A 24,300-nucleotide genomic window follows, 5' to 3' on the forward strand; every position below is an offset into this window, starting at 1 on the left:
CCACTCTCCGTCAGCGAGATGAACTGTTGATAGGCAAACCCTTGAATAAGGATCATCACCATAACGAGCCCTAACCAAGGGGCGCGCTGCTTTAGGTACTGCGTCCAGAACCAAGAGATGTTGTCTTTGTCTTGATCATTGAAAAGCGGCACACGCTCTTTGCGTTTACGCAAAGCAGCTTTAGTCGTATCTGCCGGGGCAGAAGCGGTATGATCTTCTTCTGACATGATGGACCTTATGCGCCTGTATTAGGCGGGGATACCGTAGCAATCACATCTGCCGCGACGTCTTTCCAAGTGCGCAAGGAAGCGTGACTTTGCTGTATCTTTGCCTTTAGCGCGGCATGGGCGACGGGATCGCTGTGCATTTTGTCGATCAAAGCAGCCAAAGCGGTGTGGTCTGAAGGGTCGAAATATTCCGCGAGTTCTCCTCCCACTTCTCGCAACGCAGGAACATCTGCGGCAAGCCCCGGTGTTCCCAACCACAGCGCCTCGCCAAGCGGCAAGCCAAAGCCTTCCATATGGCTGGGGATCACCAAGGCAAGCGCTTTGCTGTAAAGCATTCTCAAGCTGGCTTGGTTCGGGTCGAGTATGATCTGAACCTTGTCTTTGATTGGTGCAAGCTCGGGGCTGTCTAGGTATGTGACAGTTCGCTTTCTATGAGCGCCAGCTAAAACGAAGGTGGGGACAGGACGACCAGTGTTATGCAAGTGTAACATGGCCTGTAAAACGCACTCGAGATTCTTGCGGCCGGTCATCACCCCAACCCCCAAAATGTAGGGGGTTTGGGGCGGGCTGACTTCCACGTCTTCGTTTGTCTCGCGCAGTTCATGCGGCAAAAGCACCGGTTCTAAGGGCGGTAGGGCAGGTAGGTGCCCTGAGGCGGCAAAGTGCTCAAGCTCGGATTTGGTGAAGACGGAGTTGGTCATCACCTTTTCAGCGTGACGGATGACAATCCCATTGTCGTGAGCGAAGTTGCGCGCAAACATGCTTTGCCGAGGATGTGCGAACTCATGCAAAGGTATCATGTCGTGAACGAGAGGGAAAAACCGTGGACGTATATTCTGCCGATCCATCGCCACCAGATAATCGGCCATCATTTTAGGCCGTCCTAACGAGACCAGGATTTGATCTGACAAATCGACCTCACGCAGGCTTCCTGGGGGAACCGCACGGTTCCATTTCTTAAGGCAAATGCGCTTTACGATGGTGCGAAACAGTGGGTAAAGCGCATCTCGTACCGGATGAGGCTGTGGGAAACTATAACGCAAACGTAATGGCTTAGCCTCATGTGAGATGTCAGGGTCACAAGCTCCTGTTGGAGATTGGGCCCCGATACGTGGGGTGACCTCAAAGAAGCGATCATGGGCTGGCGAGAATATGACAAAGCGCACATCCGCTGACGAGCAAGCGAGCTCATAGCCCACTTCCATGACCGTGCGCGCGATTCCGTAGTACCGAAATTTTATGCCAGAAGAGAGAAACTGTTCTGAAAGGTCATAGTATATGGGGCTCATACGTTCTCTTAACATCGTGACTGGGGTTGAGGAACATGGAAATGTTCGTCAATGAGCATGGATAACGCGCAGCTTTAGCCTTTTTAGGGCTTGCGGGACAGGGCCGAAGAAGAGCTTGAACATGTACTATTTCGACGTGACTGATATTCTTCTCTACATAGAGAAGGAAACCACTGTCTCAGGCATTCAAAGGGTTTCTTTTGAAGTGATACGCCGCATGGTGGCACGTTTGGGTGCGGATAATGTCCGGCTGAGCTACTGGGATCGCCGGCGTCGCGCGTATGTTTCCGTAGAATCCAGCTTTATCAGTGGGATGGAAGAGTTCTCCGCAGATGACTTGGGGGAGGTCTTCTTTGGCAAGAGAGCGCGTCGACAAAGTGATGCTGCTCCGACCTTGGTCCGGTATCGCAACAAACCTGTGAAATACTGGCTGCACTATATGGTGCGCGCCTATCATGCGGCCCGTGGTCATGAGCGATACTTCGCTCGAAAAGGGTCGAGCCTTGAAGCATGGAATGCGTTCAAAGAGCGCTCAATCCCTGTGCAGGCCAAAGCAAATCAGGAAATCGAACCATCCAATCTGAGCCAGACGGCGAAGGCGGGCGATCAACTCGTCATTTTGGGCGCGATTTGGGATATAGATGGGCTGGAGCAAGCTCTTCAAGGTTTGAAAGATGACCACGGTATAGCCATCCACCAATTGGTCCACGACCTGATCCCTCTGATCGCCAAGGAACATATCGCTGCGGATTTTTCAGGGGCATTCTTTCACTGGCTCGAAGCCTCTATCAGGTATTGCGACCGGTTTGTTGCAAACTCTCAGAACACCGCACAGGATCTTCAGCGCTTTATGGATGAGGTCGGGCGTCAGCGGCCCATTGACGTTGTCCCCTTGGCCCAAAAGTTTAGCGTGGTGCATTCCAACCGGGTAAGCGATCCTGCAAAGCCTATTCAATCTCGGCTGAGCAGCTTGGACGGGGTGCGGCACTCCGTGTTGAACCTAACGAAGATGCCATATGTGCTGGTCGTTGGCACAATGGAATCCCGTAAGAACCTTTGGTCCCTTGCGCAAGCTTGGCAGCGTTTGGCTCAGACCCCTGAACTCAATGTTCCGCGCCTCATCTTTGCGGGCAAGCGAGGGTGGTACAACGATGACTTCGAAGCGCTAATGGAGGCAACTGGTAACTTAGGAGGCTGGGTTCAGTTCGCCGAAGGCCCCAGTGATACAGAACTCGGCTTCCTGTATGAAAACTGTCTTTTTACAGCGACTGTGAGCTTCTACGAGGGGTGGGGCTTGCCGATCGGCGAAAGCTTATCATTTGGTAAAACAGCGGTTGTGGCCCAAAATTCGTCGATGCCTGAGGTGGGAGGCGATATGGTCGCCTACTGTGATGCGCATTCCATTAGCAGCATTTATGATGCCTGTTATAAGTTGATCGCAGTTCCCAACTATCGTCGTGAGTTGGAGCAAAAGATCAGCGCCACGTCTCTTAGGACATGGGATGATGTCGCTCAGGATGTCGAGGCAGTTCTAAACAAAGGCCCCAGTTGAGGTTCCCGCGTGGCTGTCACGCTGCGATCTATAGAAGCCTATCGTAGCAGGGTCGCTATATATACTGGAAATCGGGCGCGCCGATCGGCATGCTCACCAACTTCGGTATCGATCGCAGCATTTTTGTTTACTGACGCATCTATCGAAAACCCTGATCGTCCGGCCCTTGGCCTCACCTTCAAGGATGCGTTCGGAGAGCTGTGACGGACTTTAGGCGAGACGCGCATTATGCCTGCTTCTCAAACCCGCGACCCGAAGGCTACCCGCGCAAAAGGAATGATGCCGTGTAATGCCCCTGCTCTGGCGCAGTGCGCACAGAGGTTTCTCGCATGGCAAAAGCACCTCTAATGTGTCATGTATCTCAAAAATACCCGCATCACACCCAAGACGATTGCTCCCAACAGGTGGTACTGCGCAAACTTGCGTTTGTAACGTTCCTAGCCCTTGGTGAACAAAAAGAGCTTTACTGACTGACGTCCCAGCTGCTCGTGAAATCGATGGTGCATATATAAAATGAGGCAAACAATGAACCTAACGCATTTCAGCAGGTCCCTGCGCGGTGTCGTCGTTGCGATCCCGCTTGCCTTTGCGGTGTTTTTACCGCGACAGGCCTTAGCGGAAACGTTAGCAGATGCTTTGGTTGGGGCATATGAGACCTCGGGGCTTTTAGATCAAAACCGTGCACTGTTGCGCGCCGCTGATGAAGATGTGGCCAGTGCCAAAGCTGCCCTAAAACCGGTATTGAGATGGGCAGGGGGGCTCACGCAAAACTTTGGCTCTACGCGCGCGTCGAGCTTGGCTCCTGCGCAATCGACAGACAGTCTTACGGTTTCGATTAACCTGATTGGGGAGCTTTTGCTCTACGATTTTGGCGCAAGCCAGTACCGGGTCGAGGCGACCAAAGAAACCGTTTTGGCGACCCGTCAGACGTTGCTTGATATTGAGCAGCGCGTGCTTCTTCGCGCGGTTGCAGCCTACATGGGCGTCATTGAAGCTTCCGATGCTGTGGCTTTACGTAACAATAACCTGCGCCTTCTAACTCAAGAGCTTCAGGCCGCGCGGGACCGTTTTGATGTAGGCGAGGTGACGAGCACCGATATTGCAATTGCCCAAGCTCAATTGGCCGAAGCCCGTAGCGGACTTGCTGGTGCCGAAGGGGCATTGATGCAGGCTGTAGAGGAATATCGCAATGTTGTCGGTCGAAAGCCCGGCAACCTCGTTCCTCCGCCTCAGTTGCCGAATATTGACGGCAATTTGGATGCGGCCAAAGCTCTTGCTGTACGCCAGCATCCTACCGTTCTCGCCGCACAACATCAGGTCGCGGCTGCACGATTGGCGGTCAGATCGAACGAAGCCTCGATGTCCCCGCGCGTCACACTGCAAGGCAGTTATGGCATATCTGAAACCTTTGATAGCAAGCGCTACAGCAGAAGCGGCAGCATTGGCGTGGAGGCCGGTCAAACAATCTATCAAGGTGGGGCGCTCTCTTCTGCGGTTCGCCGCGCTATGGCGCAGGAGGATGCACAGCGTGCCAATCTTCATGTGGTCAGTAGAGAAGTCGTTCAAGAAGTCGGAAACGCCTATGCGTCTTTGGCCTCGGCCCGTGCTCAGCTTGAAGCGTCTGACCGTCAGATACGTGCGGCGCGCGCGGCCTTTGAAGGTGTGCGCGAAGAGGCAAAGCTGGGCGCACGTACCACGATTGATGTCTTGGATGCGGAGCAGGTGTTGCTGGATGCGCAATCCACCCGTGTTACAGCCCGCGCGAACCTCTATATCGCAGCCTATGCCGTGCTCGCATCAACAGGACGTCTGACCGCAGCTGACCTACGCTTGCCTGTACAGCTTTATGATGCGGCCGCTTATTATAAACTCGTCAAAGACAGTCCTGCAAAATACTCCAAGCAAGGCCAGGCACTGGATCGTGTTCTGCGTGCTTTGCAAAAGGACTGAAAAACTCGATTATGATTGACGCAGGGGCGTGCAGCTTCAAGTGCACCCCCGGCCTTTCCAGGCGGTGTATAAGAGCATCAAGAGTATCGATTTCTCTTCACATGGAAGTGAAACCGAGCAGGGATGACGCGCCTATAAGCCTGCTACGCTCTTAATGTTTTGCGTTAATATCATCTTTTAAGATATTGTTATTTATAAATTTATTACCCTAACATTTGTGCGGGGCTATAGTTTAGCTCAGTCTTCGTGGGACAGCTCTAGCGCCCCTTTCTCGGACACCACCCCCAAGCGGCTCAAGATGGGAAGACGGTTGTTTTGAAAGTGCTCAAATTGCTTTTTGAGTTCTTCCAAGTTCGCTTCTGCTGATTGCAGCACCTCCCCATTTTTCCGAAGCAATTGCCCCTGCGCTTGGAGCACTTGCCACAGATGTGCGACGGGATCGCCGAGTTCGTGCGATAGGCAGTGGATAAAAACCTGCTCAAAACGAGAAACTGCAACGCCTGTGCCCAAAACAGGTGAGGCCAGGTAACCCACCCTATCATCTAAAGCAGCGTCTCGGCATAGTTTGGCATTCAGACGTTGCGCCCCGGACCTGGCTGCATCAATCGCATCCGGAGAGCTTATGGGGGCAATTACCTCCAAGTCCGCCAACACCCGCACAGCTTGTTCAAGCTGAGCCAGATTAAGAGATTTGCACGCGGGATCAGTCAGGATACCCTTAAGTGATGTGATGTAGCCTTTCTGTTCAGAAAACGTCCCCAGGATCCGAGCATATAGGTCCTGATCCAAGTTCGCTGTTCCACGCGCGCCCTTTATTGTTTTGGGCAGGTCTTTGGCCTGTTTCCGGAGGATGAACTCTTGCTGTAAGAGCAGTCTTTGCCTGCCCACTTCGGAGTGGGCTCTGAGCCCTTTAACGAATATATCGCGGCGAAACCGCTGCGCGACGCAGATATCTCGCAGATCACCCGCCGCAGCTTTGTCAGAAGCATTGTCTAAAAGCGTTTTGGCCTTTGGCGTAAGATGAATGCTTGGCAGCCCATCCAACAGGGTGCTGGAGCCTAAGTAGTCAAGCTTAGCAGGGGCCAGCTCCTTACAGACCTCCGAGAAGCGCATTGGATTCCAAGTTTCGTTGAAGAACTCATGCGCAAGGTAGATCGGGTCCTTCTTCTTCATGTCGTTGAGTTGCGCTTTGGCGAGCGGGTTTTGCACAAAGAACTTGGCGTCCGAATCCAAGACATCTTCGGCAAAAGCGATTGCTGCCTTCACGCGCTCTACGACTGTCCCCTTTAAGTTGGCGCGGTAATGTTGGGCAAGCAGATCACGGAGAGGACCAATACCTTCCCAGCCCGCTTTTACATTGTAACTGACATAGAAGAGCCCACCGGGCTTGAGGTGATCACAGGCAATCTGCACAACGGCTTCGCGCGCCTTTTGCGCCACCCAGGACCAAATCCCGTGCAGAACGATCATGTCAAACTGGGGCAGGGCGTGACGGTGCAGAAGCTCTTCGAAAGACGCATCGAACAGGTTCAGGTTTCCTGCTCCAAATGCTGCATACTCTTGAGCGGTCGCTGTCTGTGTGGGGCTAAAATCTGCGCCCCAGAACGCCCCTGGGTTGCTCGCGGCATGCATATTCAAGGAAAGACCTTGCCCAAACCCAAGCTCCAAGTAGGTGGGGGCTTCGGGGACGGTGTGTTTGCCGCCCTCCAGCAAGGCGGCAAGCTTTAGACTGTTTGGCGACAGGAAAGGAAAGTGACTAAACGTATAGTCTACCTCAGATACGTACCCTGAATTCCACATATGCATTTCCTATATACCGCCAAAAATTTTTAGGGGTCATAGGCGCAGATGGCCAGAAGCTTCTTCGAAGCCTTAGGATTAAAGGTCTTCCCGCTTATCCACAATAAAAAGTAGCGAATATTGCAAGGTGCTGGTGTAAATTAGGTTTTCCGCGCTTTTGCCGTATTTCGCGCGATTATCCCGGTTTTTTCTTCGTCAAACAGCCTACGAGCCAACATTGCTCGCCTGGCGGAACGAACGGAGAGCAACGTGCCCTGGTCGGGGTCTACCACAATCTTGGAAGGCAGCACCTTCAGCGATACCTCGACGAGATTGTCTGGCGGTGGAACCACCGTGCGCCCGTTCGGGAAGTGGTCAAGCAATGGACCACGAGAGCCGGCGTTGCACGAGAGAAATCTGGCGTCCGATCCCAGTGGTTGACCAGATGTGCGTCCTCCTACAGGACGCGGTCGGCAAGCAAGTCCGCTGCTCGAAGGAATACGGCCTATGCAGGCCGTTATGCTGACGCATTCCGTTCCGTGGGACATACAGAGCACGCATTGCTGCGATCCCAAAGAACGGAATGCGTCATCGCGTGCGGGGCACCAGGTCTACTTCCTTCTTGCCCCAATATAACGACCAATATAGTATCCATAATGGCAAAAAAGCCATATAAAGGATATCATAATGATCCTTAAGCTTAATCTCGACACGCCGTCCGAGATGCAGGATCGGGTTCGCGCGGCTGCTCGCGACCGCCGGCTCGCACTTGGGCTAACTCAGAGCGACCTGGCCACGCGGTCCGGAGTTCCTCTGGCGACCCTAAAAGTCTTCGAGCAGAAGGGGAAGATCAGCCTCACCGGCCTGCTCGCCCTCGCCGACGCGCTCGACGCCATCGCTGGCTTCGGCACCCTGTTCCCGGCTGTCGAGGCGACTCGTCTCGATGATCTCGACAAGCCAACGACGCGACAGCGCGCTCGCACCCGCAGGAGTTCGTAACTATGGCCCGCCGTCTTCGCGTCGATATCGCCTTCGACTCGGACGATGTCCGCCCCGTGGGACAGATCGCTTGGGATTCCGCCCGCCGCTCCGCGGCGGTCGAATGGGACCCCTCTTTCGTCGCAGCCCCGCTCCCGATCTCGCCCTACCACATCAAGACGCTGGCCGGGCTCTATCGCACCGGCAATACGGCCGCCTTCGAAGGCCTGCCCGGAGTCTTCGGCGACTCGCTCCCTGACGGCTGGGGACGGTTGCTCATCGACCGCGAACTTGAGCGCCGCGGCAGCGGTCGCACCGCCGTCACCCCGGTTGACCGTCTGGCGATCGTCGGCACCCACGGCATGGGCGCCCTCATCTATCGTCCAGAAGAGCGAGTGGTCGGCCCGAACAGCGTCGACCTCGAGTGGTTCGCCGATCTCGCGACCAGCATGGCCGAAGACGCTTCCGTGGAGGACCTCCGCAAGGCCCGCGCGGCAGCCGGCGGCTCTGCCGGCGCCCGGCCGAAACTCGTGGCCCTGCTCGATGTGGAGACCGGCCGCGTACGCGACCATCGGCGAACCCCGGAGCGCGGCGAACGGCAGGTGCTGATCAAGCACCGGGCGACAACCGACAGCCCGACCGCGATCGAAGAGGAAGAGGCCTACGCGAGGATGGCGCGGGCGGCCGGTATCGCCATGCCCTGGACGATGGTGCTGCGCTCTGGGCGCGGCGATGCTTTCTTTGCCGTTGAGCGCTTTGACCGCAGAGGCGCCGGACGGGTGCATATGCATACCGCCGCCGGCATGCTCGACGTCGACTTCCGCCAGCCGTCCACCGATTACGAGAACCTGCATAAGCTGGTGCGTTGGACCACCCGGCATGCTGGAGATCAGGACGAAATGTTCCGCAGGATGGCCTTCAACGTCCTCGCCCACAATCGGGATGATCACCTGAAGAACCACGCCTTCCTGATGGACGCTGGAGGCAGTTGGCGCTTGTCGCCGGCCTACGACGTCAGCTTCTCCGACGGGCCCGGCGGCGAGCACCATCTCGCCATCGCCGGAGAGGGGCGCCGGCCCGGCAGGAAGCATGTAGAGGCAGTTGGGCAGGCGCTCGGGATGAAACCTGCAGCGATCGCCGCGCTCATTGATCCGGTTCGCGCCGCCATCGCCGACTGGCCGCGACACGCAGACGCCGCCGGAGTTCCGTCGCGGCGCGCCAAGCAGATCGCCGGCTACTTCGCCACGTAAGGCCGGGTTGCGAGACACCGGTGTTACCCCCCTCCGCACATTGAGGTGCCGACCGGGCGTTTCCGTCGCACGGGACTTGTGGCAAATGCTTTGGGTCCTACACTCCCCGTGCCCGTGTCACCGTTGTCAGGTGGGCGCCATTGCGCTGCTGGACGGGAATCGTCTTCCGAGAAGCTTTGCTCGGATGGACCCGGTTCTGGGCTGCCTGAAAAGCAAACCGCCAACTCGCCTTGGGACGCCTGTCATGGATGGCGTGCCCCGCTGAACGGAATGTGTCATTGTGATGCTGCCGTTTTCTTTGGTGGATAAGCGGGTAGGTCTTCTTAAACTGGATGAGAAATTGGGGCATCACCCGCGAAGTTTGGTTTTGAGCCAAATACCTGCTGATCTTTCGATCAGCAGGGCAAATTATCACGACCTGAGCTGTATATCAGCGCCACTGGCTGGAAGCTCAGCGGAAGTTATTGTTGGGGTTCGACTTTAGCCAGTTCTGCTTGCAATGCGCGGGCATAGGCATTGCGCGCGGTTTGCGCGATCGCTTTGCGTTGTTCAAGGCGCTGTAGCTCCATATCGACAACTCGAAGGTTCCCAAGTTGTGCTTTGGCCTCATCAGACAGCGCATCCGCCACGTAGTCTTTACCATCAATCGAAATTGTTTGGCCGTCAGCCATTTCATACTCCTAGAGAATTTGGGGGGATCAGATGTGGAAAAACCGGCCCCGAGGGGCCGGTTTTAAAAATCGCTCAGCGTCTAGATTAGACGATGAAGAACTGGTCGGTGCCGGTTTCGACGAGGTTGGTCACATCGGTGACACCTGTCAGTTTCACCATTGCGTCATCGGTGATATCGCTGGTGGCCCCGCCTTGAACGAAGACGTACGAGTCGCCGATGTATTCGAACAGGACAGCTTCGCCTGCCGCGTCAGCAAAGGCGTCAGCGATCATGGCTGCATCGTCAAGCGACTGAGGACCTGCACCATCAAAGGTGAGAACACCGTTTGCCAACGTTGCACCAGTTCCAGTGTTGGCGTCTGCCACACTAGCAGGAGCGAAAGCCGACAGGTCGATCAGGTCGGAGTCTGCAATTGCAGCGGCTTGAGCCGTTGCATTTGTTCCGACTGCTGCCGCATCCGCTTTTTCAAACCCAACAAGGCTTTCGGTATTTGCACCATCTTGGTCAGCTTCGGAGCTTGCACCAACAAGGATTGTGTCTTTGCCAGAGCCCAGCGAGACAGAACCACCATTGGCAAGGTCTTCCATGTCGAAGATCAGACCGCCGGTGCTGGCCGAAGCATCAACCGAAGCCAGTTTGGACGTGCCGGTGATGAAATCCAGGTCCAGCATTTGGTCACCTGTGACAGTCACGGAGGTGAGGGCATTTGCTTGAACGGTCAGATCGTTCATCGCGACATCACCGCCCGAGTTCACCGACAGGCTTGTCGCTTTGTCAGCGGTCAGGTTGAGTTCAGCAACGTTGTCACCTGTACCTGTAGCCGCATCCACGAAGCTGCTATCGAACACAGCTTCAACCGATGTTGCGTTTGTTGCTGTTACGCTGCCCGAAACATCACCAGGGGCGGTAGTCGCCGCCGCGGCTTCATCGATGTCATGGGTGACAGTCAAAGAACCAGCGGTTTTCTGAGTGATCGACAGATCGTTGCCGTCCATGTCGCCGGTGACCCGGACGCCAGCACCAGCTGCAACATTTGTCAGAGCTGCACCGGCGTTTACGTTACCAGATGCAACGAATTCAGTGACAGTGTTGTTCGACGCCAGGATGTCGGTGTCCAGAGTTGTGCCAAGGCCCACAGCATCGAAGATTTCGAAGTTTGTGAAGGCACCAATGTTGGCAGAACCGATATCTTTCAGCTGAACAGTGTCAGTGCCCGCACCGCCGTCGATGGTGTCGCCTTTGGAGACAGTGCCACCGTTGACCAAGAAGGCGTCGTCGCCTTCGCCAAGGTTGACGCTCAGTTTGCCGGAACCGTCACCAAGCAGAGTTACGGTGTCGTTACCTGCACCTGCATCAACAGTGGTGGTGCCTGTGCCGCTGGTTGCAATAGCAACTGTGTCGTCGCCTTCACCGGTTTCCACCATCGCAGCTACTTCAGAACCTGCGGTGTTGGATGTCAGTGTTGCGATGCGAACGGTATCGTCACCGGCGCCGGTTTCGATGTCTGCAACCGCAGAACCAGCCGAAGTGTAGGTGATGTCGCCAGCGCTTGCCGATGCGTCAACCGAAGTTACCGCTTTGGTGCCAGTGTTCGAAACGCTTACCAGCGTGGCATCTACGGCAGAGGAAACTTCCACGGACTGGACATCTTTGCCTGCTGTAACATTCAGGTTGATGTCTGCAACAGTCATGTCGCTGTTGGAGTCAGCTACTGTACCGGAGATGGTTGCCTCTGTCAGTGCGTCGCCAGACAGGTTGAAGGTGCTGGCTTCAGCCGCGTTGTCCAGAGCAACGGCAGCAGATGCAACGCCAGTGGCTGCAGCTACACCAAAGGTGTTCGCGGCGGTCTGACGGAAGCCTGCTGTAGTGGAAGCTGCCAGGTTCTGGATGTTGTTACCGTTGGCAACTTGCCAGATCTGAGTGGCACCATCAAACTGAGCCGCGTTAACAGTACCAAAGCCATTGGTGGTCGCGTTGTTGATGTTGACGATTTCAACGTTCTCTACCGAAGCAGATGTCGGGAAGCCGCCGTTGAATGTACCGCCGAAGAAGCCACCGGTGGAGTTGGTGAAGATGTTCAGCGTGTCTGTGCCGGCACCACCATCGATGTCGTCAAAGGCAGAGAAGGTGGATGCGTTGCCGCCTGTAGCGTTCACGGGCAGAGCATTGATTGTGTCGTTGCCGGCGGTGCCTGCGACAACATCAGCGCCTGTAGTGAGGGTGAATTTGTCGCCGGGGTTGGCCGCGGCACCCAAGAACGCGTCTGTTTCGGCTTTGGCGGCATCAACAGTTGCATCGTCGCTGGTCACACCGTCGATGACGTCGATGGCAGCGGATTTAGCGGCATCGTCGAATACGAAACCAGTTGTGTTTGCAGCGTCTGCAGCAAAGTCACGGCCGACTTCGATTTTGTTTTCGAGGGTGCTGGCGTCAAAGGTGGGCGGGGTTGCGTTGGGAGCATCCACGGCGCCGTTGATGATCGCTTCGATCATGTCGGCCACGGAAACCGAACCTTCGTTCAGCACGTTGGTCCAGAACTGCAGACCTTCGGCGTCGGGCGCGCGGTTGAACAGGTTCTGGTAGACATTGGTGATGAAGGTCGAAGGCGACGCAACATCAGGTGTTGTCAGATAGGGGTACAGCGCAGTTGCTTCAGGGGAAGCTGCGAAGTCTGCGGCGATTGTATTGAATTCGCGGCCACCATCGATCTGGTCGATCCAGAACTGGAGACCTGCCGGATCGGGCGCGCGGTTGAAATAACCTGCGTACAGGGCGACGATTGCGTCGACTTGTGCTGTTGTTGCCATGTTTTTTGCTTTCCTGCTTAATAAGCTTGCACGATGATCTTCTCTAGCGATCGCGAGGCAAATGCCATCCGAGGGTGACGGTATCGCCAGAACGCGGAGTGATCGCTATGATGGGGGTAGCAAATCGCTGGCCACCGAGCAAGCTTTATGTCCAGTAAAAAGTATACCACTACTCTTCATATAGTGTTATAAGGGGTTCAGAGGCGCATATCGCTAAGCATAATATCGGCAGTCCTGTCCTCTAGCTGCATATAAGTTTGAGTAAGCCTTGGATGGCTTGGGCTGCATTTCGAATCTTGGAAGCACCATAGTATGGCAAATCAAAAAACCACGTCAGCGGCCTCTCGGAGCAATGAGCCGCGTGCCGAGTTGGGCAACTGGTTGAGAGCTTTGCGCGAAGCACAAGGGCTTTCGCAACGCCAACTCGCAGAGGCGCTCGACCTCGATTATTATACATTCATCTCCCAGTTGGAGACCGGGCGCGGTAAGATTCCGAGCGCGCGCTATCGCGATTGGGCCGCGGTTCTAGAACAAGACCCGAAGTTCTTCATGAAAACGCTTCTGAGCTATTATGAACCAGAAGCTTTCGCGATGCTCTTTGAAGAGAGTGACGGAAACTAAGCTTAGCGCCTTTGCGGTGTTCAGAGCGCCTCTAAGCGCTTTTGCAGCTCTGGATGCATCTTTCGCTTGCGCAATTGCTCTTGCCGAAGCTGCACTGCTAAATCCTGACTTGCGGTTAAGGCGATGTCATCGGCAAACCTGACCAGTTCTTTTGCGTAGATGTTTGGCGCATGGTTGGCCTCAAAGTAAGCCCGACCAGCCAAGCCTAATGTTTTGCCCGCATCACGCTCTACACTAAGCTTTTCAAAAAGCGCCTGTAGCTGGGCGACTTCTTTGTCTTGGTCGATGAAGTAAACGACATTCTCCGGCAGGCTGGCATACCATCCCTCCCGCGTTACTGCAGCAGGGGCACCTGCATTCCAAATGCGGAGTTGGCTGCCAGAGGCTTCGCCCATACTGGGGTGACGAAGATTTAAGACCAGATGAGCCTGGCGCAGCGCATCATCCAAAACGGGCTCGGCCACGAAGCCGTGAAGAAAAACCCGCGGGCTCAACCCCAACTGCGAGATCTTATTGTAGATAAGATCAGGATTCCAAAGCTTACCCATCACATCGAAGCGATAGTCAAAGTCTGGTGGCATCTGCGCCAGGGCTTCGAGGACTTGCTCTAACCGTCTATTGGGGCCGATCCATCCAAATTGCAGAAGTCTTAATGGGCCGGTGGAGATGCCTTTCCTGTAAGGTTCGCGGCCGATCGGGAAAGGCAGGGGTAAGACTTTGGAGGCCAGGCGCGGGCGCTTTTGTTGCACTGCCTCATGCGCAAACTGGGTATGGGTCAGCACCGCTAGCGCGTTTTCGAGAACCAGTTCAAAACCAGGCGTCGCACCCGATATGTTGGAGGCCTGCTCCCTACCATCTAGACAGGCGCGAGCCTGCTCAAGACCAGCAGCGCCATACCACTTTTCCATTCCCGCAAAATAAGTTCCAGCGTCCCATTCACTGGCCCTGATTGCCTCTACCATAAGCTCTTGGATCGCAAGATCATGAAGCACCACCACAGTGGGCATGCGCTGCGCCAATCTTAAGAAGCCTGCATGATAAACCCAAGAGTTCCCGATGTGGAGAAACAGCACTTCAGCCCCATCCCCGGTTCGGGCGGCCGTAAAGTCTCGCGGACACACTGTATCTGGATCAAAAGATTTGACGGTACAGTATTTCTCAAGTGAGAGGTCCCATTCCCTTTCATCGGTCCAAAGGATGACCTCAGCCTTAGCGCTTAGCTCAGGCAAGATGCGTGAGGTATAGTGGGCAATATCGGTTTCAGCTGGTGGCAGGGGGCTGATCCAATGAATGGTGGGGCGCGGCGTCTGAGCGGTCATCACAAAGCCTGTTGGGCCAAAGCAAGGAAGGTGTCTTCAGAGCAGGGCAGCTCAAGCATATTAGCCCGACCTGTGCCTGTGAACGCCCCCACGCCAGTTTGGAAGAGCTGCAAACGCAAGATGCCTTTGGCAGAAATCATCTCCTCGGGGCTGCGGCGGAAACTAAAGGTTGTTTTGCCTTCAGGAGCGACAGCCTCATTAAGGGGGAGAATGACATTCGTGTGGACCAAGTAGCCGTTCTCATTGATCCATTCGGCCAGAAGCGCCGTCGATTGAGCGCCTGAGGACGGCCACCAGCCTGAGGAAGTGTTATGCGCTGTAACTTGCGTGAGGCCAGTATCGACTTCTTGTTTTGAAAGGGAGAGCCCCCCCGAAAGCCGGGCTGGGTCGCCATGATAGAGCCCTGGTGGCGGTGCAGTGGGCGGACCTGCTTTGCGCCCAACAAAAACAATATTCTCTCCGCGCAAGTTCAAGTCATCCTCACGGGCAATCATAAGTGCCGCAGTCGCAGGATTGACGTGATCTTCGTAAACGTCGGCTGTTCCCAAATAGTGGGTTTCAAAGCCTGCGCCATGGGCGAGAGCCTCGACTTCTCTCGGTGTATATTCGCGGTTATGGCGGCCATAAACGCCCCCCGTGGGGACAAACAGGCCAAAAGAATAGGGCGATTGCCCGTTAAGCATCTTCTGGACGCCGCGATGACTTCCAACGTTTGGTGTTGTTAGAATGATATGCCCCCCGGGCCGCAACACGCGTGCGGCCTGAGACAAGAAAAAATGCGGATCTAAAGCGAGGTGCTCAAAAATTTCCATTCCCAACACCATGTCGAACTCAGCATCGCCGTAAGGCATAGCATCGCGTTCAATGTTGGCAGGGCGCAGTTCAATGTCAAAATCAGGATAGGCACCGTTGAGGCTTTTGACGGACTGTGCGTAAGGGTGGGGGCCTTCCCAAATACCACTTAGCTTCGCATCTGGCAGGGCGTTGACGACCATGGCTTCGAAGGCCAGTGGGGGGAACACCCCAACGTCCAAAATGTCGCGCGGGGCCGCCTCGATCACATGATGCAATGTGGTCAGATAACGCGTCCAATGTGTGCCCAAGTATTGCGCCAACCCAGGCTCTACCGGAGCAGGGCCGCTTCCGTCTTTCGCAGGCATGGTGTCAAAGTCATAGGCGTTCAAAACCTCTGTGATCGATGCAAAAGGTAAGCTGGGAGCGGAAGGGGGCGCGACAGCGGCCTGTACTCGCGCGACCGCTTCTTCGGCTGGCGTGGCCGCAGCTTTCGCCTCAAGGGCCGCGATCTGTGCAGGGCCTGGCGCGGGTTGAGCGGTTTGCCCAGTTAGGGTTTCGACGACATGCTCCCAAGAAATGTTCATCTTTTGGTAACGTGCGCGGCCAGCTTCACCCAAAGTCTCGGCCAAAGCGGCATCTTCGTAAAGGCTGCTGAACGCTTGAGCCAATGCTTCCGCGTCGGGTGCTGCAATCAACCCTTCTTGCTTTTGAGAGATAAACTCCAAAGGACCACCTGCGTCAGTGGTGGTAATAACGGGCTTACCTGACAGCATTGCTTCCAGCGTGATATACCCCAAGTCTTCGTCTTGGGGTGTGAACACGACAGCTCGGGCTTGAGCATAGTAGCGGACCATTGTGGCGTCATCGATACCGCCGAGCCATTCTACGCGCCCCGATACGCCTAAAGCGGTGGCCAAACTGCGCAACTCATCCAAATAGGCAGGGTTCTCGGCGACACCTGCAATAACCAAACGCAGGGGCGTTGGCGCCTTGGCAAGCGCGCGTAGCATCAGATCGACTCGTTTGGATGGGTTCAGCCGCCCCGGCGCAAACAGATAGTCGCCAAAGTTTCCTTGGGTAAGCAGTTCTGCGTTCGGTGGCGGATGGTACAAAGGCGTAGATGACAGCCCGAGGTATTTCTTGAGCCGCCCGGCCACGTTCTGAGAATTTGCGTATATTGGCTTTGCACTGCGCGCAAAAGCATCGTGATCCTCCGCGCGTATCATATCGCGCGCCATCATTCCTTTGGGGGCGTCCAACAGGTCCGAAGTGCCCGCATCCCACATGTCATAGGCTTGCCGGTGCTGATGGATCAGCCAAAAAACGGGATTTGGGTGGCGCGCCAGATAGGCCGGAAACTTAAGCCCGATCATCAGATCAATGGGCACACCTTCAGATTCTGAAAGATCCGTAAGCCGCGCCGCGAGAATACTGTCGGTCAAAGTCTCGACAGGGTACCACTTGAAGGGCAGGGCGATCTCACAGGCTTCATGACCATATGCGCGCAAAGCAGAAACCAGACCTGCGGCATGACGCTCCGCGCCGCCAGTCACAAAGGGAACTTGCGTCCGAACCACACCAACCCGCATCTCAAGCCTCCTGAAGAGGTTTGTGGCCAAGAATGGCGAGGTCTTGGGCGCCGAACATCAGGTTCGCCAGTTCTGGATCAAACCCTGGTTTGGCCATGAACTCTGCGAGTTTTTCATGAGGGTGCAGATGACGTGTCTCAATAGGGTGAAACCCCACTGTTTCGAACAAGACGGTCAGTACCGGATCGGTCATCGGATGAAGGTGGGTGGGGTCATTATGAAAGGAGGTCGCCCCCACCAACACATTACGTACATTCGGCGTTTCAAAGAGCAAAACCCCGCCCGGGGCCAATACGCGCATGGCCTCTCGTGTGATCCATAGAACCTCTTCAAAAGGAAGATGCTCGATGAGATGATGAGCTGTGATGCAGGCCATGGAGTTGTCCTCGGCGTCCGTGAGGGCGCTGCGCGCATTCCCCTGCCGAGCGTCCAGCCCTTTCTCTTGCACATCAGCGATCTGCACTGGATTTGTATCAATACCGAGCGCTGTAATGCCTGTGTCGTTTAAAAGGCTAAGCCATTCGCCTCTGCCACAACCAATGTCCATCACAGGTTTGCCGCCTGTTCGAATGACCGCGCTCTCTACGTCGGGAAGGTAGATACGCAGCCTGTTGCGGATATCGGATGTTGTGCCGCGATACTTGTTCTCGAGCCTGTGGTAGAAACTATCCATCACCGCTCCAATGCCGCTTTCATCCCTATCGGACGGATCAGCGGGCGTAGAAATCGGCTGCTCCCCCGCGGGGGTGCGTAGGATCTGATCCAAACGCCGGGAGAGCTCAGTAAAGTTGCGTGCAAGCTCTGCGTTGCGGGCCATCAAAGCTTGTGTTTCGCTTTGAACCATTTGTTTAACACCGTTGCGCAACTGGCGCTCACGTGTTTCCCAGCCGGCAAAGCGGTCTTCAATGGTCTGCATGTTGCGATATGTTTCCTTGGCCATACGCTCTGTACGACCAAGCTTGAAGATTGCAGCTATATAGTTGCCAACACGTTTGAGCTTGCTCACATCGCCCCCCATTAGATTTTTCGCCTTTCTAAGAGCAAAGCTCGCTATGCCAGCTTACTCTTCGCGCAAGCTCTTAAAGATCGCTTCCGACAGCGGATCCAGCATATACTGCAATACACTACGCTCGCCTGTTAGAATAACCACGTCAGCTGGCATGCCGGCGGTCAGACCGTCTCGGATCTCATCTGTAAGATTCTCATCCGGCACTTTAATGCGTGCCAAATAATAGGGTGCCTCATTGGGATCTTTTGTGGTCACAACATCCGTAGAAATGGAGAGTACTTCGCCGAGGACCAACTTGGCCAAGCGGGATTTGAATGCTGAAAAGCGCACTTCGGTCTCCAGACCGGGACGCACGTTGTCTACATCTACAGGTGCGACCTTCGCATCAATGAGAAGCGTCTCATCACTGGGAACAATCTCCATGAGGATCTCACCAGAGCGGATCACGGAGCCTCGGGTGGTAACGGCCAAGCTTTGAACTTTACCTGTGGTCGGCGCTGAGATCGTGGTACGCCGCATCCGATCCTCAGCCACGGTGAGTTTTTCGTTGATCTCGGAAAGCTCTGAGCGCGCGGTCTTAAGCTCACTATTAGCGCGCTCGCTATACTCCTGTTTCAGCTTAAGAATATTGAGGCGCGCCTCGCCTGCGGCTGCTTTGACTTGAGCGATTTCAGACATAGCAGTGCCAATGCTGGCTTCAATCTGGATTACTTCATCTTCCATGTTTGAAAGACGATTGCTTTCAACCACACCGCGCTCTTCCCCCGTACGCATGCGCTCGAAAAGCTCACTGCGAAGTGCATGACGCCTCTTCAAGGCTTCGAGCTGAACTTCATATCCTTCTGCTTGCCCGTTCAGTTGCTCTGCGCGAAAGTTCAGGATCTCAGCTTGGGACAGGTAGATAGAGCGCCGGTCTTCGAAAATATTACGCTGCGCTTCCACGGCGCTTTTAACCTGAGGGTCTTCCGTGTTCAGAAGCTCTTCGGGAAAAGAAATCTCTTCAGCAAAGGTTTGCTCTGCGGTTAATCTGGCGATCAAGGCCTCTGACGTCGCCCGGCGCTGCTCAAGAACTGCGATTTCAGAATTGACCTGAATGTTGTCCAAGACAAGCAGTGGATCGCCTTGCTCTACAAGGTCAGCTTCACGAACCATAATCTCTTGGACGATGCCGCCTTCAAGGTGCTGCACAACCTTGCGATCGCTCTCAAGTGCGACCACCCCAGGAGCTACAACCGCGCTCGCAATGATGGCAAAATAGGCCCAGATGCCCATTACGCCGAAGGTAATGAGCAGGAGGATGTAGCCTGCCCAAGAATACTTCCGCGGGTTTGCCATCTTTGTAAGTTGGCTTGCAACCAACGTTGATTCTGCTGATGCCACGACTGGGTCCTAAATGCTTTAGAGGCTTACTGTATGGATGCCGGTGCTTTGCCACTTTCAGAGAGAGCGGACCAGCGCTTGCGGCGCATTCGGTGCGATCTCGCCAAGTTTTACAGCTTTGCAGTCGACAGCGAAACAGTTTGGGGGGGCTGCTGAGGTTTCTGTTGCGGCTGCTGTTGCTGAGGTTGCAAGAGTTCTTTGGTGGCGACAAAGCGCTGCACCGCGCCATCCCTCAAGATCAGTGTATAGTCCGTCGCACTCAGAATATTGGCTTTATGCGTCACGAGAACGATAGACTTACCTTCGCTCTTGAGGTGGGCAAGGCATTTAGCCAGCGCTTCTTCACCTTCGCTGTCCAGATTGGAGTTGGGCTCATCCAACACAATCAAACATGGGTTCCCAAACAAGGCGCGCGCCAAGCCCACACGTTGGCGTTGACCGCCCGATAGCCGGCTTCCTCCGCTTCCGATTTGAGTGGCATAGCCATCGTTCAGCCCGGAAATCATCTCGTGGGCGCCGGCAAGCTTAGCGGCTGCGATGATCTCCTCGTCTGTGGCGCCTTCTGCAAAGCGAGAGATGTTTTCCGCCACTGACCCAGAGAACAATTTCACATCTTGAGGAAGGTAGCCGATGGCTTGGCCCAGCTGATTGCGGTCCCAATGGGCAAGCTCTACTTTATCCAGCCGAATGGCACCGTTGATCGGGTCGCCGACGCCAACCAAATGACGTGCCAATGTCGACTTGCCCGAGCCGCTTGGCCCAATAAGAGCAAGTGTTTGGCCCGCAGGTAGATCGAAGCTCACAGAGCGCAAAATTGTATCGCGGGTGCCGGGCACCACAGTGGTAATGCCTTCGACTTGCAGATGTCCTTTGGGCTGAGGTTGTTGGAGCCGTGTGGGTTCTTCTGCAACAGCTTCAAAAAGCTTTTTGAGACGGGCATGTGATTGGCGTGCAGCCACGAACTCTTTCCATTGTCCGACGGCTTGTTCTACCGGAGCCAGGGCGCGGCCCATCACGATCGAGGCTGCAATCATGACCCCCGCAGAGACTTGGCCCCGCATGGCGAGATAAGCCCCCGTGCCAAGAATAGCGACTTGGAGCCCCATACGGACAAATTTTGAGCTCGACATCACGGCGCCCGCCCAGTCACTGGCCTGGGCCTGTGAGATCAGCATTCCGTTGCGTTTCACCTTCCAACGTTCAGCCAAAGCGTCTTGCATGCCCATAGCTCGAATAACTTCGGCATTTTGCATCGTGGCGCCCGCAAACTCAGAGGCTTGCTGACCTTCAACATTCGCTGACTGTAGCGCGTTTCGTGTAAGATACTCATTGAGCAACGCCAGTGTGAAAATCACGAGGGTACCGCCTGTGGCCACCCAGCCAAGCCAAGGATGGAACGCAAAACACAAAGCCAAAAAGATGGGCGTCCAGGGGACGTCAAAGAAGGCCAGAACACCTTGCCCGGTGATGAAGCTGCGAACCTTGTCGGCATCCCCCAAAGCCGTACGCGCGCCACTGGTGGGATTAATCAGTTGGATGCGCGCCACACGATCAAACAAGGGCCGCGAGAGAATGCTGTCAAACTGCAGCCCGGCCCGCACCAGCATGCGTGAACGCACAAACTCCAAGACGCCATAGGTGATCAAAAGTGCCACAGCGATGGCCGTGATCATCAAAAGCGTCATTTCATTGCGGCTGGCCAGTACCCGATCATAGATCTGGAGCATGTAAAGCGGGCCCACAAACATGAGCAAGTTAACAAAAAAGCTAAATAGAATGGTCGCCCCAAAAATGGCGCGAAACTTCTTGTAGGCCTGCTGGAGCGGATTACTGGCACTCATGGGGTAAAAACATCTTTCGCTACCAAATATAGTCGTCTTGCTATAAACACTTTTTCGTCAAAGGTCACGTGCCGTATCAAGGGCAGATAGGCCTTCGGTTTATGGCCAGAAAGCATATTTTGAGCATAGTAGCGAGCCGGTACCCCAAAGGGGTGTCCTCATTGCTAAAGTGATCATCCCCAAGATGAGTTTGTTTGGCCGGCCTCTCTCCCTTTCGCCAGAAGACCTCAGGATAGCTTTGAGCACATGCTTATGTCTCTGCGCTTATCAGCACATCGTTGCGCCTTACACGGCAGAACTGAGAAAGCTCACCAGGCGGTGATACCCCGTCAGAGCCCATAGGAACGATTTAAGGGCCGCCCAGCACAGTAATGAGTGCGGGCGACCTCTGTTCATTTACCCGGGGAGCCATCGCGTGGGTCTGCGATGAACCCATCAGCGTTTGGCATCACGACTTTGGGCATACTCTCGGCGTCAAGCATAGCATCCGGCTCATCAGATGTGATGCCTGCGCGCCCCAAGATATATGCGCTTACGGCATAAACCTCATCCGCCGACAGCGAACCGGGCGCATGCAAAGGCATGGCACGGTGTACATAATCAAAGAGTGTTGAGCTGTAGGGCCAATAGCTCTCGATCGTTTTGACGGGCTTATCGCTGGCCAAGCTGCCGCGCCCACCAATCAACTTTGGGGCGCCAAGCTCTGCAATGCCTTCTAAGTTCTCCCCATGGCAGGAGGAGCATTCGTATTCGTATATTTCTGCGCCCTCCGCATAGGTTCCGCTGCCTTTTGGAAACCCTCTTCCATCCGGCATAGTGTCGATGTCGATCGCAGCAATCTGCTCTTGGGTCGCGGGCTGCCCAATGCCGTACTGAAAGTTCTCCGGTTCTGGCACAGAGACATTATCGGCGCTTGAAAACGGTACGGGTTCAGGAGCCCGTTCTCCGGTCTCCTCCAAGATATCAGGCAGCTTGGCCGCCGTGCGCGGTTCAGCTGCGTCTTGACCCAAAGCGGCAGAGCCCACGAGGGTCAAGCTTCCAATCAGGAGCCACTTACGCGTGAACATTGGTCACCTCCCCATCTTTTGCAATATGCCAGCTTTGGATTGCATTCAGGTGGTAGACAGACTTTGTGCCGCGCACCTCCACCAATTCCTGCAAAGTGGGCTGGACCGAACCGGTATCGTCCACAGCGCGGCTTTGGAGCACAACTTCTTCCCCTGTCCAGGTCCACGGTAGCCTGAACCTTGTATGGCATTTGGGAAGCACCGGCCCTTCGAGCTTAGCCTTTTGCCATGTTTTCCCACCATCGGCGGATACCTCGACCTGCTTGATGCTTCCGCGGCCAGACCAAGCCAGACCCGTGATTTCATAAAAGCCTGCTCTTGGAAGTTTCATCGCCCCCGAGGGGAAGGTGATGACAGACTTTGAGTCCATTTCCATGCTGAACTGGCGCGCTGTCCCATCTGGCATGAGGTCTGTGTATTTCGAGGTTTCCTCGCGGGTCATGAAGGGTTTGTCACTGACCTCAAGGCGCCGCAGCCATTTGATATGCGTGTTGCCTTCGTAGCCAGGCAAAAGAAGCCGAAGCGGATAGCCCTGTTCCGGTCGCAGTGCTTCGCCATTCTGTGCATAAGCCAAGATGGCATCATCCATGGCTTTATCGATGGGAACAGATCGGGTCATGACCGCCGCGTCCGCGCCCTCGGCCAGAATCCAAGCCGCATTATCCTTGATGCCGGCCATTTCAAGCACCGTTGATAGACGCACACCGGTCCATTCCGACGTAGAAGTGAGGCCATGGGTGCCTTGCACCGTCTTAAGGGTCGGCTCGACCCATTCCGTGAGGCCATTGCCAGAACACTCAATGAAGTGAATGCGGCTCACAGCAGGAAGACGCTTGAGATCGTCCATGGTGAACCGCAGTGCCTGATCGACCATGCCGTGAAGGGTCAATGTATGTAGTTGCGGATCGATCGTGGGGATGCCGCCATGATGGCGCTCAAAGTGCAGACCTGAAGGCGTGATGATCCCATGACTGGACGCCAAAGGTGTCATTGACCAGCTGGAATCCAAACTTGCCGTTGGGTACCGCCAACGCACTTCATTCTCAAATTGAGACCGAGAACCATATCCCCCGTCATCGAGGATGGTCCTGCCTTGCTCTTTGGTAGGGTCAGGCTGGACATAATAATCATGGGCGCCGGGAGGAACATCGGCAGCGGCCCGCCCCCCTGCGATTGCAGCGCCTCCCATAGCAAACCCGCCAGCCAATAGGCCGCGACGAGAGAGACCGTTAAACATTCCCTCCTTGCAATCGCAATCCTCTTGCGCGCCTGGGTTCAGTATTTGGTTTTCAATCTCAACCAAGCTTTCGGCCATATGTCGTTCTGACGGGCCGTACCTGGAAGCCGGAAATCGTTGGTCATGCGTCATAATATTTACCCCTCCCGCAATATTTTCCTCACGAAGCAAAAAACTCTTCGGCTAGAGCGATGATGGGAGACTTTACTTCACATGCCAACTAATTTTTGGAGCACGCATGTTTGCAGCGGAAGCTCGCTGTTCCAATGGCAAAAGCATTTTGAATGGATGCTCGCGTATTTCGGGGTTTTGCGTCTCTGCAACACATATCTGTGGGAGCGCGAATTCGAACGCTAAAAACGCGAAATCAGACTACGAAGAGAATGCGTCGCAACATCCCTAAACCTGAGTTCTGCGGCCTCGTGCAGTGCAGCTTGCCAGACATCAGCAAGGTTCAATGACCAAACATCATTTAACTGTACGTATAAAAGGTAGCGAAGGGTTAGCTGCGCTGTACGCCATCTGGGAGCTTGAACTGTGACCCGAGCTTGAACCCGACACCTCTGATGACCTTTTGTACTCCTATGAATTGACTAAAATAATAGTCAACTATCTCTCTTGAAACGCGCCCCAGATATGGCCCTTCTGCGCTGTAAATCGTTCTCTCATCACCAGGGAGCAAGATGGCGTCAAAGTGATCGTAAGATACATAGATGGTGCGGACGGTATCCAGCAGAGTTCCAGCACAATGCATGGGATTGTAAACTTGAAAGAAGCCACCCTTTTTCATCGGCGGCTCGTGTGAAATCATCAGGGCAAAAACTAGTTGTCGTCCCGACTGATCGCAAATCTGGCGATTTTTTAGGGTCCGTGGACATTCACTTTGAGGCAATGACCGTTGCGGCGAGGTGCCAGTTGGCGGCATAGCTGGACGCGG

General features: G+C 55.0%; 17 protein-coding genes and 2 pseudogenes. 6 read left to right on the plus strand and 13 right to left on the minus strand.

Annotated elements, in window-relative coordinates; genetic code table 11:
* Positions 1 to 227, minus strand: a pseudogene (locus ACGYK7_RS17190) (hypothetical protein); the annotation flags it as partial.
* Positions 228 to 235: 8 nt separating this feature from the next.
* Positions 236 to 1,516, minus strand: a complete 1,281-nt coding sequence (locus tag ACGYK7_RS17195; protein ID WP_394403656.1) for a glycosyltransferase — start codon at positions 1,514 to 1,516, stop codon at positions 236 to 238.
* Between the two features lie 121 nt (positions 1,517 to 1,637).
* Between ACGYK7_RS17195 and ACGYK7_RS17200 the strand changes: the two genes are divergently transcribed.
* Positions 1,638 to 3,068, plus strand: coding sequence for a glycosyltransferase family 4 protein (locus tag ACGYK7_RS17200; protein WP_394403657.1), 1,431 nt, complete (start codon positions 1,638 to 1,640; stop codon positions 3,066 to 3,068).
* 525 nt (positions 3,069 to 3,593) lie between these two features.
* Positions 3,594 to 5,018 (plus strand): TolC family outer membrane protein, encoded by a 1,425-nt coding sequence (locus ACGYK7_RS17205; protein ID WP_394403658.1) that lies wholly within the window; start codon positions 3,594 to 3,596, stop codon positions 5,016 to 5,018.
* Between the two features lie 237 nt (positions 5,019 to 5,255).
* On the opposite strand, the gene ACGYK7_RS17210 is transcribed toward ACGYK7_RS17205, so the two are convergent.
* The gene (locus ACGYK7_RS17210) at positions 5,256 to 6,818 is read right to left on the minus strand and encodes a class I SAM-dependent methyltransferase (RefSeq protein ID WP_394403659.1); all 1,563 of its coding nucleotides are present in this window, start codon (positions 6,816 to 6,818) and stop codon (positions 5,256 to 5,258) included.
* 242 nt (positions 6,819 to 7,060) lie between these two features.
* Between ACGYK7_RS17210 and ACGYK7_RS17215 the strand changes: the two are divergent.
* From ACGYK7_RS17215 to ACGYK7_RS17225, 3 genes and pseudogenes are all read left to right on the plus strand, one after another.
* Positions 7,061 to 7,157 (plus strand): annotated as a pseudogene (locus ACGYK7_RS17215) (transposase); the annotation flags it as partial.
* A gap of 327 nt (positions 7,158 to 7,484) precedes the next feature.
* Complete coding sequence (locus ACGYK7_RS17220) at positions 7,485 to 7,796, plus strand: helix-turn-helix domain-containing protein (protein ID WP_394403660.1); 312 nt, start codon at positions 7,485 to 7,487, stop codon at positions 7,794 to 7,796.
* A 2-nt stretch (positions 7,797 to 7,798) separates the two neighbouring features.
* Positions 7,799 to 9,025, plus strand: a complete 1,227-nt coding sequence (locus tag ACGYK7_RS17225; protein WP_394403661.1) for a type II toxin-antitoxin system HipA family toxin — start codon at positions 7,799 to 7,801, stop codon at positions 9,023 to 9,025.
* A gap of 461 nt (positions 9,026 to 9,486) precedes the next feature.
* Here the strand turns inward: ACGYK7_RS17225 and ACGYK7_RS17230 are convergent, their stop codons facing one another.
* Both ACGYK7_RS17230 and ACGYK7_RS17235 read right to left on the minus strand, forming a co-directional pair.
* Positions 9,487 to 9,696, minus strand: coding sequence for a hypothetical protein (locus tag ACGYK7_RS17230; RefSeq protein ID WP_394403662.1), 210 nt, complete (start codon positions 9,694 to 9,696; stop codon positions 9,487 to 9,489).
* 85 nt (positions 9,697 to 9,781) lie between these two features.
* Positions 9,782 to 12,505 carry a DUF4214 domain-containing protein gene (locus ACGYK7_RS17235; RefSeq protein ID WP_394403663.1) on the minus strand — a complete coding sequence of 908 codons (2,724 nt, stop codon included), beginning with the start codon at positions 12,503 to 12,505 and terminating at the stop codon, positions 9,782 to 9,784.
* Between the two features lie 312 nt (positions 12,506 to 12,817).
* Between ACGYK7_RS17235 and ACGYK7_RS17240 the strand changes: the two genes are divergently transcribed.
* A complete protein-coding gene (locus ACGYK7_RS17240; protein WP_394403664.1) occupies positions 12,818 to 13,126 on the plus strand; it encodes a helix-turn-helix domain-containing protein in 309 nt (102 codons plus the stop codon).
* A 20-nt stretch (positions 13,127 to 13,146) separates the two neighbouring features.
* Here the strand turns inward: ACGYK7_RS17240 and ACGYK7_RS17245 are convergent, their stop codons facing one another.
* The 8 genes from ACGYK7_RS17245 to ACGYK7_RS17280 all read right to left on the minus strand — a co-directional run.
* Positions 13,147 to 14,445 (minus strand): glycosyltransferase family 1 protein, encoded by a 1,299-nt coding sequence (locus ACGYK7_RS17245; RefSeq protein ID WP_394403665.1) that lies wholly within the window; start codon positions 14,443 to 14,445, stop codon positions 13,147 to 13,149.
* Positions 14,445 to 16,829 carry a glycosyltransferase gene (locus ACGYK7_RS17250; RefSeq protein ID WP_394403666.1) on the minus strand — a complete coding sequence of 795 codons (2,385 nt, stop codon included), beginning with the start codon at positions 16,827 to 16,829 and terminating at the stop codon, positions 14,445 to 14,447. Before ACGYK7_RS17250 ends, ACGYK7_RS17245 begins: the two co-directional genes overlap by 1 nt.
* Position 16,830: 1 nt before the next feature.
* Positions 16,831 to 17,835, minus strand: coding sequence for a class I SAM-dependent methyltransferase (locus tag ACGYK7_RS17255; protein WP_394403667.1), 1,005 nt, complete (start codon positions 17,833 to 17,835; stop codon positions 16,831 to 16,833).
* Positions 17,836 to 17,889: 54 nt separating this feature from the next.
* Positions 17,890 to 19,218: an HlyD family type I secretion periplasmic adaptor subunit gene (locus ACGYK7_RS17260; protein WP_394403668.1), complete on the minus strand. Its 1,329-nt coding sequence runs from the start codon at positions 19,216 to 19,218 to the stop codon at positions 17,890 to 17,892.
* Positions 19,219 to 19,328: 110 nt separating this feature from the next.
* On the minus strand, positions 19,329 to 21,059 hold the full coding sequence (locus ACGYK7_RS17265; protein WP_394403669.1) for a type I secretion system permease/ATPase: 1,731 nt from the start codon (positions 21,057 to 21,059) through the stop codon (positions 19,329 to 19,331).
* Positions 21,060 to 21,451: 392 nt separating this feature from the next.
* Positions 21,452 to 22,126, minus strand: coding sequence for a c-type cytochrome (locus tag ACGYK7_RS17270; protein WP_394403670.1), 675 nt, complete (start codon positions 22,124 to 22,126; stop codon positions 21,452 to 21,454).
* Entirely contained in the window at positions 22,113 to 23,495 is a 1,383-nt protein-coding gene (gene soxC, locus ACGYK7_RS17275) for a sulfite dehydrogenase (RefSeq protein ID WP_394403671.1), read from the minus strand. The genes ACGYK7_RS17270 and soxC overlap by 14 nt, the downstream gene beginning before the upstream one ends.
* A gap of 370 nt (positions 23,496 to 23,865) precedes the next feature.
* Positions 23,866 to 24,300 (minus strand): hypothetical protein (locus ACGYK7_RS17280; protein WP_394403672.1); only part of this gene is annotated, 435 nt, incomplete at its 5' end.

The organism is Sulfitobacter sp. 1A15299 (genome assembly GCF_043556915.1).
In the GTDB taxonomy this organism is placed as follows: Bacteria; Pseudomonadota; Alphaproteobacteria; order Rhodobacterales; family Rhodobacteraceae; genus Sulfitobacter.

Coding starts and splice junctions, on each gene's coding strand:
- ACGYK7_RS17195 (WP_394403656.1), bottom strand. CDS start 1,516: ATGAGCCCCATATACTATGACCTTTCAGAACAGTTTCTCTCTTCTGGC.
- ACGYK7_RS17205 (WP_394403658.1), top strand. CDS start 3,594: ATGAACCTAACGCATTTCAGCAGGTCCCTGCGCGGTGTCGTCGTTGCG.
- ACGYK7_RS17240 (WP_394403664.1), top strand. CDS start 12,818: ATGGCAAATCAAAAAACCACGTCAGCGGCCTCTCGGAGCAATGAGCCG.
- ACGYK7_RS17265 (WP_394403669.1), bottom strand. CDS start 21,059: ATGAGTGCCAGTAATCCGCTCCAGCAGGCCTACAAGAAGTTTCGCGCC.
- ACGYK7_RS17220 (WP_394403660.1), top strand. CDS start 7,485: ATGATCCTTAAGCTTAATCTCGACACGCCGTCCGAGATGCAGGATCGG.
- ACGYK7_RS17230 (WP_394403662.1), bottom strand. CDS start 9,696: ATGGCTGACGGCCAAACAATTTCGATTGATGGTAAAGACTACGTGGCG.
- ACGYK7_RS17250 (WP_394403666.1), bottom strand. CDS start 16,829: ATGCGGGTTGGTGTGGTTCGGACGCAAGTTCCCTTTGTGACTGGCGGC.
- soxC (WP_394403671.1), bottom strand. CDS start 23,495: ATGACGCATGACCAACGATTTCCGGCTTCCAGGTACGGCCCGTCAGAA.
- ACGYK7_RS17270 (WP_394403670.1), bottom strand. CDS start 22,126: ATGTTCACGCGTAAGTGGCTCCTGATTGGAAGCTTGACCCTCGTGGGC.
- ACGYK7_RS17200 (WP_394403657.1), top strand. CDS start 1,638: ATGTACTATTTCGACGTGACTGATATTCTTCTCTACATAGAGAAGGAA.
- ACGYK7_RS17245 (WP_394403665.1), bottom strand. CDS start 14,445: ATGACCGCTCAGACGCCGCGCCCCACCATTCATTGGATCAGCCCCCTG.
- ACGYK7_RS17210 (WP_394403659.1), bottom strand. CDS start 6,818: ATGTGGAATTCAGGGTACGTATCTGAGGTAGACTATACGTTTAGTCAC.
- ACGYK7_RS17235 (WP_394403663.1), bottom strand. CDS start 12,505: ATGGCAACAACAGCACAAGTCGACGCAATCGTCGCCCTGTACGCAGGT.
- ACGYK7_RS17225 (WP_394403661.1), top strand. CDS start 7,799: ATGGCCCGCCGTCTTCGCGTCGATATCGCCTTCGACTCGGACGATGTC.